Genomic DNA, 13340 nt, shown 5'->3' with positions numbered 1-13340 from the left:
TGCAGATCCCCCGATGGGCCCCTTCGACTGGCTTCCCCGCGCTCCCCTTGAACCCTTGCACCTGGACTGGTTGAAGGGCGTCGAGTTGGCGGTACTGCGCCTGGACCGCATCGACCCGCTGATCAGCGGCAACAAGTGGTTCAAGCTCACCGGGCATCTGGCGCAGGCGCAAACCGCCAGCGGCATCATCAGCCTGGGCGGCGCTTACTCCAACCATTTGCACGCCTTGGCGGCGGCCGGGCAACGCTTGGGTTTCCCCACCGTTGGCCTGTTGCGCGGCCACCCTCAAGACACGCCCACCGTGCTCGACCTGAAAGCGTTCGGCATGCAGCTGCATTGGCTGGGCTACGGCGGCTATCGCGCGCGGCATGCGCCGGACTTCTGGTTGCCTTGGCGCGAGCAATACCCGCACCTGCATCCCGTGCCCGAAGGCGGAGGCGGAATGGCCGGCGCATTGGGCTGCGCGGTGCTGCTGGAACAGGCGCGCGCGCAATTGCACACCTTGGGTTGGGCGGACTATGACGGCTGGTGGTTGGCGGCGGGTACCGGCACGACGCTCGCGGGCCTGGCCCTGGCTGAGGCGGGAGCGCATCCGGTGTACGGCGCCATGGCCGTGCCGGATGATCACGGTGTTGCGCAGAACATCGAGGCGCTCGTGTCGGGCGGCTACGAACTGCTGGACGCCTGCCGGGGCGGCTTCGCCAAAATCGACGCGGTGTTGCGTGACTTTATCGAGGCTACCGAACAGGCGTGTGGCTTGCCGCTGGAGCCGCTCTATACCGGCAAAGCGTTGCTGGCGTTAAAGCAGCAGATTGAAGCCGGGCGCTTCAAGCCTGGCACCCGGTTGATCTTCATTCATACCGGCGGCTTGCAAGGCCGCCGAGGGTTCACGGGGTAGCGCGCTTGCCCGGCATCATGCGCAGCGCGGTGTTATCGCGCACGATGTAGTGGTGGTAAATCCCCGCCAAGGCATGCAGCCCGATCAGCCAGTAGCCGACGGTGCCGCTCAGTTCATGCCACTCCTTGATCTGCTTGGCCAAGTCTTTGTTTTCGCCGATCAGGGGCGGCAACTCTATTCCGTAGAACATCACGGAATGCCCTTGGGCGCTGACGATCAACCAGCCCAGGATCGGCGTGCCGATCATGAACACATAGAGTGCCACGTGCATCAGTGTCGCCAGTGCAGCCTGCCAAGGCGGCGGTGCCGGCACGATTTTCGGTGCCACGCCCAGTGCGCGTGCGAACAGCCGCAGCCAGACCAGTACAAAGATGGTCAGGCCGAACATGAAGTGCATTTCCACAATCAATGCCCGACCGCCACTGCCTTTGGGGAAGACCCCACGAAACTCAATGCAGGCGTAAACCACCGCCAGCAGCACCACCATCACCCAGTGCAACGCTATCGACATGGTGCTGTAACGCGTATCGGAATTTTTCCACGGCATCGCTGGGTTCCTCACTCATCAGGGCAAACCTCCGTTCTTTGGCGACGGAGTGCTTTAACTGTATGCCGATTTTGAGTGGTTTGCCTGGCGCAAATACCGTTGTTTTGACCTCTGTCAGCCGCTTTGCGGCATTTCGCCGCGAGCCAGGCGCTGGTTGATCTGCGTGATGACTGCCGGCAGCTCCAGGAGGGTGTCGATCAGGTAGTGCGGGCGCGAGCCTTCGAACAGGTGCCCGATGCGTTTGCGTTCGCTGGCCAACGTGGCGCTGTCCAATGCGCGGAACTGCTCGTAGGTCAGGCCAAGGGCATTGCCGGAACAGGTCAGGGCCACGGTCCACATCCCGGCGCGGCGACCTTCAAGGATGCCTGGCACGGTGTCGTCGACCTTCACGCACGCCGCCACATCATCGACCCCCAGCGCGATCACGTTGGCCAGGGCCTGGGCCGGCCATGGTCGGCCGTTGGGCACTTCGTCGGTGGCAACCACATGGTCCGCGATGTAGCCGTGGGTGGCGGCAAGGGCAACCACCTTGTCCATTACTTGCTTGGGGTAGCCTGAGCAGGAACCGATCTTGATGCCTTGCACGCGCAGCCGGGCGATGGTGTCGAGGGCGCCCGGGATCAGCGCTGAATGCTCGGCGATCTTTTCGATCTGCAGCGGCATGAAACGCTGGTAGATCGCGGTGACGTCATCGTCGGTCGGGCTGCGGCCGAACGCCTTGCGGTAGCGTTCAGCTACCTGCGGCTGATCGCACAAGGTGCGGATGTGGTCCCATTTGCCCATGCCCATCGGGCCGCGGGCTTCGTCGATGGACACCTGCACACCGAACTCGGCGAAGGCTTCGACAAAGATCTGCGTGGGGGCAAAGGAGCCGAAGTCGACCACGGTGCCGGCCCAGTCGAGGATCACGGCCTGGAGGGTGTTGGGGGTTTGATAGTTCATGCCGGCGATCCCTGAGAAGAAAGATTGATATGCATGGATTGCAGTGCCTCGGCGATGGCGGCGACGGCGGCGTGCATGTCGCTGGCATCGACCTGGCCGATACAGCCCACGCGGAAGGTTTCCACCTGAGTCAATTTGCCGGGGTACAGGATGAACCCCTTGGCCTTGACCCGTTCGTAAAACGCCTTGAACTGGTAACGCGGGTCTTGCGGGGCGTGGAAGGTCACGATAATCGGCGCCTGGATCGCTGCCGGCAAAAAGCTGTGCAGGCCCAGTTCAGCCATGCCGTCCAGCAGCGCCTGGCAATTACTGGCGTAGCGTTGATAGCGCGCAGGCAGGCCACCTTCCTCGGCGTATTGCACCAGCGCTTCGTGCAGGGCTGCGACCACATGGGTCGGCGGAGTGAAGCGCCATTGACCGGTACTGGCCATGTAGCGGTGTTGGTCGAACAGGTCCATCGCCAAGGAATGACAATTACCCTCGGCGGCGGCCAGGGCGTGCTTTTGCGCAAAAACGAAACCCATGCCCGGCACACCCTCCAGGCATTTGCCCGAAGCGGCAATGAGGGCGTCGAACGGCACCTCGTGGGCATCGATCGGCAAGGCGCCGAACGAGCTCATGGCGTCGATGATCAAGCGCTTGCCGTGGTACTTCACCACCCGGGCGATCGCCGCCAGCGGGTTGAGAATGCCGGTACTGGTTTCGCAGTGAATCAACCCGACGTGGGTGAGGGTGGGGTCCGCCTGCAACAGGCGGTCCACGTCGGCGGCGGTGGTCGGCTCGTCCTCGGCGGTTTCAAAGGCCGTGAATGCGCGGCCGAGCACTGCGCAGATCTTCGCCAGGCGCTTGCCGTAGGCGCCGTTGATCAGCACCAGCACCTTGCCGCTGCGGGGCACCAGTGTGCCGATGGCGGCTTCCACGGCAAAGGTGCCGCTGCCTTGCAAGGGCACGCAATAATGGCTGGCGGCACCGTTGATAATCGCCAGCAACTGCTCGCAGACACCGGCAGTGAGTTGGTTGAAACGGTCATCCCATGAGCCCCAGTCCATCAGCATTGCCTGGCGGGTGCGGGCGGACGTGGTCAGGGGGCCGGGCGTGAGCAGAATCGGCGGGGTCATTGCAGCTCCTCGTGAAGCGGTCGAGTCAATCTACGGCGCCTAAATTGCAGTTTGGCTTGTTATCAATCAAATTGTTTGTTGTTATGCGAGCTATCAGTGAGGCCGATAGCTATGAACCTGTTCCAACTGCGCGCATTCGATGCCGTGGCCCGCGAGGGCAGCTTTACCCGGGCGGCGGCACGGCTGTTTATCAGCCAGCCGGCGGTGACCGGGCATATCAAGGCCCTGGAGGAGCACTACCAGATCCCGCTGCTGCGCCGCACGGCACGGCGGGTGGAGTTGACCGAGGAGGGCACGCGCCTGGCCGCGATCACGCGGGCGATCTTCGGCCTGGTGGATGAGGCGCAGATGCTGCTGGAGGCTAACCGGCAACTGCTGACCGGGCGCCTGGAAGTGGCGGCGGATGGCCCGCACCTGGTGATGCCGATGATTGCCAGCCTGCGCGCGCGTTACCCGGGCATCACCGTCAACCTGCGGTTGGGCAATGCTCAGGAAACCCTGGCGGCGCTGCTGTCCGAGCATGCAGACGTGGCGGTACTGACCGAGGTGGAGCCGCGCCACGGCCTGCATTTGCAGCCCTTGAGTGAGTCGCGGATCTGCGCGCTAGTGCCGGCGGGCCATGCCTGGGCCAAGCAGCCTGGCGGCATTGACCTGGAGCAGCTCAACGAGGCGATCATGGTGCTGCGTGAGCCCGGTTCCATCACCCGGCGTACCTTTGATGACGCCTGCCAGGCGGGCGGTGTACAGCCCAGGGTGTTGCTGGAGCTGGACAGCCGTGAAGCGGTCACCGAAGCCGTCGCCGCGCAATTGGGCGTGGGCGTGGTGTCTTCAATGGAGGTCAGCCCCGACCCTCGGGTACAGGCGATTGCCTTGCAAGGTGATGGGCTGGTCAACCGGCACCTGCTCGGTTGCCTGGAGCGACGTCGCTCATTGCGCTTGATCCAGGCGTTTTTCGAGTTGGCCTCTTGACGGTTTTTTGGTGGATTGGAGCGTTCTTGCCCTATAAACTCTGCCCCCAAAGCGCCGGCCAGTAGACGTTTCGGCGCGATGGATAAAGAGAGTGAGTCATGGGCGCACAGTGGAAAGTCAAACATAAAGAAGCGGCAGCCAATGCCAAGGGCAAGATCTTCGGCAAGCTGGTGAAAGAGATCACCATCGCCGCCCGTAACGGTGCCGACACCGCGACCAACGCCCACCTGCGTCTGGTGGTGGAGCAGGCCAAAAAGGCCTCGATGCCCAAGGAGACCCTGGACCGCGCCATCAAGAAAGGCGCCGGCCTGCTGGGCGAAACCGTGCAGTACCACCGTGTCACCTATGAAGGTTTTGCCCCGCATCAGGTGCCGTTGATCGTCGAATGCGTGACCGACAACATCAACCGCACCGTGGCGGAAATCCGCGTGGCATTCCGCAAGGGCCAACTGGGCGCCTCCGGCTCCGTGGCCTGGGACTTCAACCATGTCGGCCTGATCGAAGCCTCGCCGGACACCCCGGACGCGGACCCGGAAATGGCCGCTATTGAAGCCGGCGCCCAGGATTTCGAAGACGGCGAGGAAGAGGGCACCACCCTGTTCATCACCGAGACCACCGACCTGGACGCTGTGCAGAAAGCACTGCCGGAGCAGGGGTTCACCGTGCTGTCGGCCAAGTTGGGCTATCTCTCGAAGAACCCGGTCAGCGGCTTGACCGATGAGCAGATGGCCGAAGTCGAGGCCTTCCTGGAAGGCCTGGACAACCATGATGACGTGCAGGATATGTTCGTCGGTTTGGCCGGCTGATCTGCAACTCGATAGATAAGGTCAAAATGTGGGAGGTGGCTTGCTCCCTTCCACAGGGTTTCAGTGCTGTTGTGCAGATTGCAGCAGCGCTTCAATTTCTTCAAAGCTTGGTCGGGCCATTACCTGCGGCTGACAGCAACGCTTTTGCAGCGCTACGAGTTCGCCGCTCCCGCCCGTTTCAACTCGCTCCAACAACTCCCCCAGCAACACCCCAAACGCTCTCACTTCGATACGTTGCAACGCCCTGGTTTCCAACGTGTCCGCCATAGCATGGAACGAGGCCGCGCCAAAATCGCCCAGCAGGCAATCGCCCGCTGCATTCCACAAGATATTGTGCGCGTACAAGTCGCCATGGGTGATGCCCTGCCGATGCAGATGCGCCGCCACCGACGCCACGCCCCGCAGCATGCGCAACGCCACCTCAAGGCTGAAGCGGGTATCGGCTTCGTAGATATCCCGGGTGCAAGAGTCCCAGCTGGGCAGGGCGGCCAGGTTGCGGTAACTCGCATCGATCAGGTCCATGACCAGCGCGGCCTGGTCGTCGGGGTGGCCGACGACGCGGCCCTGTACCTTGATCAGGTTCGGGTGCAGGCCCGCGGCGATACAGGCTTGCATTTCGTGCAAGGGGGAGCCGTCGCTGGTGATGGTGCCTTTGTACAGCTTGACCGCGACAGGTTTGGCCAAAGGCTTCCACAGGGCTTTGCGGATGATCCCGGACGCGCCCTCGCCGAGTACCTCGGCCAGTTCCAGCTCAGGCCAGGGAATACTCGCCGTCGTGTGCTCATCGGCCGTTACCGCCGCCATTTCCACCGGGTTACCGGCATAGGCCAGCCAGGTCAGGCTCGGTAGGTTCAGCAGCCATTCGGGCAAATGGGTGAAACGGTTGGAGGCGATGCGGATCAGCTCGAGGTTGTGGCAGTGGGCCAGGCTTTGCGGCAAGTGCTCCAGTTGATTGCCGGCCAGCATCAGCTTTTGCAGCAGTGGCCGCTCGCCCAGTTCGTTGGGCAATTGGCGGATGCAATTGTCGGTGAGGATCAGCCAGCGCAGCCGCGGTGGCAGGGCGGCGGCGGGCACATGGCTGATCTGGTTGGCCTTGAAGCCGATCATGCTCAGCTGGGCGCATTGGCCCAGGCATTCCGGCAACTCGGTAAAGGCGTTGTTCGAGCAGAACAGGATGCGCAAGTGGGTCAGGCGGTGAAGATCGTCGGGCAGACTGCTCAGGGCATTGCCGGTGAGGTTGAGGATCTCCAGGGAATCGGCCAGTTCAAAGATTTCCGGCGGGAATTCGGTCAGCCCACAGGACAGGTCCAGGCGTCGGGTGCCGGCCAATTGGCCGGCCTTGAGTTGGGCGAGGGTATTCATGAACGGCGCGATCACTCGGCAAGGTAGGTGTAAATGCCGCTCATGATACCGGGTCGGATGCCCATTGCGGGCAGACCGTTTGTAATTGACTCAGGCGGCTCGCCGTGCGGGCCAGATCGATGGCCTGGCCTTCCATGGCGAGCGGCAGGGGCTGGTGGCCGATCAGGGTCAGGCGCTTATCGCGGTCGTAAAGCACGTCCACCAGGTTGATAAAACGCTGTTGCACGGCGATGGGGCATTCTGCCAGTTGGGGCAGGCCGTCGATGATCCAATGGTCGTAATCCTGGCACAGCAGCAGGTAATCCATCACCGCCGTGAGTTGCTCGCACAGGTCGTTGAAGGTGAAAGCGATGGTGCGTGCCTGCCGATGGCGGTAAGTCAATTGCCGGGTGCCGACGCTCAAACGGTGCGGTGGCGAGTCGGTGGCGGGCAGTCCAAGGTCTTCGCGCTGCTGCGCAGTGCCCGGCCACACATATTGCCCTTCGGTAAACCGTTGTTCGGCATGGGCCTGGGGCAGGCTGCGGAAGTCCTGCGGCGAACTGACCTCCAACACGTCCATGCGTGCGGCGATCAGGTCGATCACCGGCTTGAAGCGTTCGTGGTAAAGGGGGTTGGGCAATAACCCTTCTGGGGGGTAATTGGATGTCACCAACACCCAGATGCCCCGCTGGAACAGCGCCTTGAACAAGCGGCTGATCAGCATCGCATCGCCGATGTCGTGGACATGGAACTCGTCGAAACACAGCACGCGACAACCTGCCAGCAGTTCATCCAGGGTGACGGCCAGGGCATCGGTGTGTTCGCGGTGCTGGAACATGCCCCGGTGCAGGCGGGCGAAAAAATCGTGGAAGTGCACGCGCTGCTTCTCGTCGATCGGCAGCGCCTGGAAAAAACCATCGAGCAGCCAGCTTTTACCCCGCCCCACCGGGCCATGCAGGTACAGGCTGCGTGTGCGCTGACCGCCGAGCAGCTGCCGGGTTTCTCGGGCCAGGGCGGCAATTGCCTGGGTCTGGCCGGTACTGAGGGTGTAGCCCTGTTGCGCGGCTTTTTGTGCAAAGAAAGCGGCGATGGGCGAGGTGTCCGAGGCGTCGGTTTTTTTACCCAGCAGGCGTTGGATCAGGGAAAGCACGGCCAATACGAGTCGCTCTGTGTGTCGGGGGTCGCTTACTTTAGGGGCCTGGGTGCGATTTGACCAATAGAGAAGCAGGCAAGTCGTTATCTCAAAAAGGCATGACGTATGGGCTGTTCCGCGCAAACTGGCGGATTCTTGCTAAATGACTAACCTCATACAAAGTTTGTACCCCTGTATAAGGAATTGGGGCTGTGAAGGGACACACAGTATTGGCCGTCATGGGCGCCATGCTTGGCAGTACGGTCTACGGCGCGCAACTGCAAGTGGTGGTGCGCATCGACGTACAGCGCGGCTGCCAATTGGTGGGCACCACCCGCAGTGCCGGTATCGAACAGCTGGGTGTGCTGGACTTCGGCAGTGGCCCGCGCCTGGACGACCCGGCCGGTCCCTTGAGCGCGGCCCTGATCAGCCAGCGTCAACCGCGCCTTGAATGTAACCCCGATACGCCCTACCAAGTGCGCGTGGACGGTGGCCTGCATGGTGGCGTCGGTGAAGTGCGTTACCTCGCCACCGCTGCGCCTTCGGCTCGCCCCATTCCCTATCGCCTGTACGCTGACGCCGCGCGTCGCATCCCCTTGCCTGTGAATGAACCGTTGAGCGGGCGCGTGCCTGACTCCGGCAGCGTCGACCTGCCCCTGTATGGCCGTATCGAACCGTTGAGGGATATTCCCGCCGTCGGCCGCTATTCCGACCTGCTCAAGGTCACCGTCACATGGTAAGCCGGGGTTGGGCCCTGGTAGCCGTGGGCGGCTTGTTGCTGCTGGCGGGTGACGCTGAGGCGGCGGTCAGTGGGCAGATTCAGGCGCGCCTGGTGATTACGGCCAGTTGCGAGGTGAGCAAAGGTGGGGTGACCACGCCGCTCAATGCTACCGGCGGCACCGCCATGCTCGACTTCGGCAGCCAGGGCCCGACCTGGACCAACCCTCTGGGCGCGGTCGTTACCGATGTGACCAAGGCGCCGTTGTCGGTGTCCTGCAATCCGTCGGTGGTGAGCAGTTTTAAAGTGACCATCGACGGTGGCACCAATGGTGACGGCACTGTCCGGCGCCTGAGCAATGGTCGTCAGAGCATTCCGTATCAGTTGTCGGCCGATCCGCTGGGGAGAATCTCCTACAGCATCGGTCAGCAACACCATTTCGTCATGACCAAGGGCACACACATCCCGATCCTGTTATTCGGCTTGGTGGTGGCGAATACCAAGGCCTTACCGGCCGGCATCTACACAGACACCCTGACGGTGACTCTGGATTGGTAAACCATGAGGATGAATATCATGCATGCACTTGTCTCCAAAGCAGTTTTCCCCTTGATGGCGCTGGCGTGGGTGTCGGCTGCGCAGGCGGCCACGGTGGCTGGCACGGTGACCTCCACCCTGGTGTTGACCAGCAGTTGCCTGGTCAACGGTGCGGCGGCGACCGGCGGGATGAGTTTCGGTGCGTTGAACTTCGGTACCGCCAATAGCCTGTTCACCCAAGCCACCGGCCAGGTGCTGGGCGGCGGCGGCGGAGCGTTGTCGATCTTGTGTTCGGCCGGTACTTCACCCTCGTTGACGGTGTCTGCAGGGGCCAACGATGGCAAGTCCGCCGGTGGAGGACGTGCGCTGTACGACGGCGTGGCCAATTACGTGCCCTACGACCTTTACACCGACAGCGGCCACTCGAACCTGTTGGCCATCGGAGGGGTGATCAACCTGGCGCCGAGCACCGGGGTTGCCCAGGCCGTGAATATCTACGGCAAGGCTACCGGCAAGGCGGGGCTGCCGGCCGGCACGTACACAGACACCGTTGCCGTGACCCTGACCTTCTAAGCGCATGAATCGCGTTGGGTGGGCGGCGTTGCTGGTGTGCGTGGGCTGGGGCATGCCGGTGTCGCTGTTGGCGGTGACCAGCCAGTCGTTCCAGGTCAGTGCGACGATCACCCCGGGGTGCCTGGTGGTCGGCGGCGGCACGAATTACGGCAGCCTGGCGTTTGGCACGTACTCAGCGCTGGCGACCAGCACGGCGTCCGTCGCGCTCACCGGGGGGGTGACCTTGCAATGCACGCCAGGGGTCGCGCTGAACATGAGTGTCGATGGCGGTTTGTATAACGCCAGCGGCCGGCGGATGCAGCTCAATAGCGGCACTGCCCAAGTGGCTTACCAGTTGTTTCGCGACGCGGCCTTCAGCCAGAGCCTGGGGATCAGCCAGAGCGTCAGCGTGACCTACAGCAACGCCAACAACATCACCTTGCCGATTTATGGGCGAGTGCAGTTACCGGGCAACCAGCCTGGGGGGACGTACAGCGATACGCTGCAGGTGCAGCTGTCGTGGTAAAGCGATCGGCACAAGGAGTGGGATTTATGGATGCAGCTTCCCGGCGAGGATGGATCGCGGGTGTTATCAGCATGATGGTACTGGGCGTGGCGAATGTGCGGGCTGCCAGCTCCGTGTTGATCTGGCCGATTGACCCGGTGCTGGAGGCCGATCAACAGGCCAGCGCCCTGTGGCTGGAGAACCGCGGCACCGAGACCGCCAACCTGCAAATCCGTGTATTTGCCTGGACCCAACAGGGTTTCGACGAGCAGTACCACAACCAGCGCGACGTGATCGGCAGCCCGCCGGTGGCGAAGATCGAGCCGGGGCAGAAGCAACTGGTGCGCCTGACCCGTACCAAAGACGTGCCGCCGGGCCAGGAGCTGGCCTATCGCATCATCATCGATGAAATCCCATCGGCCACACCCATCGCCACGCCGGCCGATGGCAAGACCGCTGCAGCGATCCGCTTCCAGATGCGTTATTCGGTGCCACTGTTCGCCTATGGGCCGGGCTTGTGGAGCAAGGACGACGGCACCCGTGATCGCGACCCGAAGGGTGCGGGCAAACCGGACTTGAGCTGGAAGAAGGTCACGGTGGGCGCACGCAACTACGTCGAAATGCGCAACCAGGGCGCCGTGCATGCGCGTTTGACCGATGCCGCGTTCAAACAGGGCGGCCAGCCTCGACCGCTGGTGGAGGGCTTGTTGGGCTATGTGTTGCCGGGCGCGACCATGCGCTGGCCGGTGCCGGACGGGTTACCCGTTGATCAGCCGCTACAGGTCCGCATCAATGGTGCAACGCAGCTGGAGAGCCTGGCGCCGGGGCGGTAGGGCAATGCGCTAGGGCATGGAGCAGCCCCGGATGTTAACGGATGGAGATGTCCATTGACGGACACAAAGTAGTGGTGAGCCAAGGTCAGGCTCCAGGGTTATGGCGAAGGGTGTGGGTGGGTGGCTTGTCCGGCCTGGCGCTTGCGCCGCTGGGCATGGCTGCACCGTTGCCGCCGCCGCCCAGCAGCATGGAGGCTGTTGCTGATGCGCAGTTGTTCCTGGAACTGGTGGTCAACCAGCAGGACACCGGCCGTGTGGTCGCGGTCAATCAGCGCGCCGGGCAATTGTTCCTGCCGGCCTCGGTATTGCAAGAGGTGGGCATGAAACTGCCTGCCGACGTCGGTAGCGAAATCGCGCTGGATAACCTGCCGGGCCTGCACAGCGACTACGACAGCCAGGGCCAGCGGCTGGTGCTCACCGTGCCGCCCCCCTGGTTGCCTGAACAGTTTATCGGCAATCGCGACAACTCCCCACGCACTCCCGCGTTGACCAGCTTTGGCGCGATGCTCAACTACGACGCCTATCTGAACGACACCGATGACGCGGCTACTTACCTGGGCGTCTTCAACGAAGTGCGGCTGTTCGATACCTGGGGAACCTTGTCCAACACCGGGCAGTACCGCGCCACCATTGGTCGTGAGACTGTCGGCAGTAGCCTGGATAACGGTTATCGACGGTATGACACCACCTGGCGGTTTTCCGATGATGAACGCCTGCTGACCTACGAAGCGGGGGATGTGATCAGCGCCGCGTTGCCCTGGAGCACTTCGGTGCGCCTGGGCGGGGTGCAGGTGTCGCGGGACTTTGCGGTACGCCCGGACCTGGTGACCTACCCATTGCCGCAATTCTCGGGCGAGGCGGCGGTGCCGTCGTCGGTGGATTTGTTTATCAATGGTTATAAAACCAGCAGTGCGGATTTGCAGCCAGGCCCCTACACCTTGACCAACGTGCCGTTTATCAACGGCGCTGGGGAAGCGGTGGTGGTCACCACCGACGCCTTGGGCCGACAAGTGTCGACCACGGTACCCTTCTATGTCACCAGTACGCTGTTGCAACAGGGCTTGTCGGACTTTTCGGTAGCGGCGGGTAATCTGCGTCGCGACTACACCGTGCGTGATTTTGGTTATGGCCCTGGGCTGGTCAGCGCTACGTTTCGCCACGGGCTGTCCGATGCCTTCACGTTGGAAAGCCACGCGGAAGCCTCTAACGACCTGACCCTGGGCGGCGTGGGTGGCAACCTGCGAATGGGCACCTTCGGTGTGCTCAACACGGCGATCAGCCAAAGCCAGTATGACGGCAGGACCGGCCAGCAATTGAGCCTGGGCTACCAATACAGCAACCCGCTCTACAGCCTGTCGTACCAACGGGTAGAGCGCCGCGATCAATACGCCGACCTGAGCCTGATCGACACGCCTTACGCCAGCCTCAGCAAACGCAGCCAGCAGGCGACCTTGAGTCTGAACCTCAACGATTTCGGCAGCCTGGGCGTCGGTTATTTTGATGTGCAGGCGGCGGATGATTCACGCACGCGCCTGGTGAACCTGACCTGGAGCAAACCGCTGTGGCGCAACAGCAGTTTTTACCTGTCGGCCAACCATGAGGTGGGCGACAGCAGTTGGGCGGTGCAGGCGCAACTGGTGATTCCGTTCGACGTTTACGGCAGCCTCAGCGTCGGCAGTGAGCGCAGCAAGACCGGGCAAAGCCTGCAACGGGTCAATTACAGCCGCGCCGTGCCGGCCGAAGGCGGGGTGGGCGTCAACCTGGGTTACGCCAGCGGTGATGGGCCGGCTTATCGCCAGGCCGACCTGACCTGGCGTTTGCAGTCGGTGCAGTTGCAGGCGGGCGTGTATGGCAGCCGCGACAGCGAAACCCGTTGGGCGGATGCCAGCGGCTCACTGGTGTGGATGGACCATCAGGTGTTCGCCGCCAACCGCGTCAACGATGCATTTGTGGTGGTGAGTACCGATGGCTTCAGCGGTGTACCGGTGCGCTATGAAAACCAGGTGGTGGGCCAGACCGATCGCAACGGCCACCTGCTGGTGCCGTGGACCAGTGCGTACTACCGCGCCAAATACGAGATTGACCCGCTGAACCTGCCGGCCAGTGTGCAAGTCCCCAACGTTGAGCAACGTGTGGCCGTGCGCCGGGGCAGCGGTTATCTGCTCGAGTTCCCGATGCGTCGGGTGCTTTCGGCGAGTATCACGCTGGTCGATGCCCAGCATGCGGAACTGCCCCTGGGCAGCCAGGTACGTCATGAGCAGAGCGGCGCGCTGGCGGTGGTGGGCTGGGATGGCCTGGTGTACCTGGAAAACCTGGCGGCCCATAACACCTTGCAAGTTACCCTCGGCAATGGCCAGAAGTGCCAGGCCAGGTTTGAACTGGATACCACTCGGGAACAGGTGCCGCTGATCGGGCCGCTGGTGTGCCAATGACATAAGGAGT

Annotated in this window: 14 protein-coding genes; 9 read left to right on the top strand and 5 right to left on the bottom strand. The window is 62.7% G+C overall.

The window, feature by feature from the left end; genetic code table 11:
• Positions 1-13: 13 nt before the first annotated feature.
• Positions 14-898 carry a 1-aminocyclopropane-1-carboxylate deaminase/D-cysteine desulfhydrase gene (locus tag DK870_RS16965; RefSeq protein ID WP_161549197.1) on the top strand — a complete coding sequence of 295 codons (885 nt, stop codon included), beginning with the start codon at positions 14-16 and terminating at the stop codon, positions 896-898.
• Here the strand turns inward: DK870_RS16965 and DK870_RS16960 are convergent.
• From DK870_RS16960 to DK870_RS16950, 3 genes are all read right to left on the bottom strand, one after another.
• On the bottom strand, positions 888-1445 hold the full coding sequence (locus tag DK870_RS16960; RefSeq protein ID WP_161549196.1) for a cytochrome b: 558 nt from the start codon (positions 1443-1445) through the stop codon (positions 888-890). The two genes, DK870_RS16965 and DK870_RS16960, sit on opposite strands and share 11 nt — an antisense overlap.
• A 114-nt stretch (positions 1446-1559) precedes the next feature.
• Entirely contained in the window at positions 1560-2387 is an 828-nt protein-coding gene (gene phnX / locus DK870_RS16955; protein WP_161549195.1) for a phosphonoacetaldehyde hydrolase, read from the bottom strand.
• A complete protein-coding gene (locus DK870_RS16950; protein WP_161549194.1) occupies positions 2384-3505 on the bottom strand; it encodes a 2-aminoethylphosphonate--pyruvate transaminase in 1122 nt (373 codons plus the stop codon). Before DK870_RS16950 ends, phnX begins: the two co-directional genes overlap by 4 nt.
• Before the next feature lie 111 nt (positions 3506-3616).
• On the opposite strand from DK870_RS16950, the gene DK870_RS16945 reads away from it, so the two are divergent.
• Positions 3617-4474, top strand: a complete 858-nt coding sequence (locus DK870_RS16945; RefSeq protein WP_161549193.1) for a LysR substrate-binding domain-containing protein — start codon at positions 3617-3619, stop codon at positions 4472-4474.
• Between the two features lie 98 nt (positions 4475-4572).
• Positions 4573-5280 carry a YebC/PmpR family DNA-binding transcriptional regulator gene (locus DK870_RS16940; RefSeq protein ID WP_005789254.1) on the top strand — a complete coding sequence of 236 codons (708 nt, stop codon included), beginning with the start codon at positions 4573-4575 and terminating at the stop codon, positions 5278-5280.
• Between the two features lie 60 nt (positions 5281-5340).
• On the opposite strand, the gene DK870_RS16935 is transcribed toward DK870_RS16940, so the two are convergent.
• A complete protein-coding gene (locus DK870_RS16935) occupies positions 5341-6642 on the bottom strand; it encodes a protein kinase (RefSeq protein WP_060756930.1) in 1302 nt (433 codons plus the stop codon).
• A 40-nt stretch (positions 6643-6682) separates the two neighbouring features.
• Positions 6683-7777, bottom strand: coding sequence for a cell division protein ZapE (gene zapE, locus DK870_RS16930; RefSeq protein WP_090370114.1), 1095 nt, complete (start codon positions 7775-7777; stop codon positions 6683-6685).
• Between the two features lie 224 nt (positions 7778-8001).
• On the opposite strand from zapE, the gene DK870_RS16925 reads away from it, so the two are divergent.
• From DK870_RS16925 to DK870_RS16900, 6 genes are read left to right on the top strand one after another with little or no spacing between them, the layout of a single operon-like run.
• Complete coding sequence (locus DK870_RS16925; protein ID WP_218580559.1) at positions 8002-8493, top strand: spore coat U domain-containing protein; 492 nt, start codon at positions 8002-8004, stop codon at positions 8491-8493.
• Entirely contained in the window at positions 8487-9029 is a 543-nt protein-coding gene (locus tag DK870_RS16920) for a spore coat protein U domain-containing protein (RefSeq protein ID WP_090370119.1), read from the top strand. The genes DK870_RS16925 and DK870_RS16920 overlap by 7 nt, the downstream gene beginning before the upstream one ends.
• 18 nt (positions 9030-9047) lie before the next feature.
• On the top strand, positions 9048-9581 hold the full coding sequence (locus DK870_RS16915; protein WP_060756929.1) for a spore coat U domain-containing protein: 534 nt from the start codon (positions 9048-9050) through the stop codon (positions 9579-9581).
• 4 nt (positions 9582-9585) lie between these two features.
• Entirely contained in the window at positions 9586-10086 is a 501-nt protein-coding gene (locus DK870_RS16910) for a spore coat U domain-containing protein (protein WP_060756743.1), read from the top strand.
• A 26-nt stretch (positions 10087-10112) separates the two neighbouring features.
• Positions 10113-10898, top strand: coding sequence for a molecular chaperone (locus tag DK870_RS16905; protein WP_060756742.1), 786 nt, complete (start codon positions 10113-10115; stop codon positions 10896-10898).
• 41 nt (positions 10899-10939) lie between these two features.
• Complete coding sequence (locus tag DK870_RS16900) at positions 10940-13330, top strand: fimbria/pilus outer membrane usher protein (RefSeq protein WP_161549192.1); 2391 nt, start codon at positions 10940-10942, stop codon at positions 13328-13330.
• Positions 13331-13340 lie beyond the last annotated feature (10 nt).

Origin of the sequence: Pseudomonas sp. Q1 (assembly GCF_009935975.1) — a bacterium.
Taxonomy (GTDB): Bacteria; Pseudomonadota; Gammaproteobacteria; order Pseudomonadales; family Pseudomonadaceae; genus Aquipseudomonas; species Aquipseudomonas palleroniana.
This window is presented reverse-complemented; position numbering and strand designations above follow the sequence as displayed.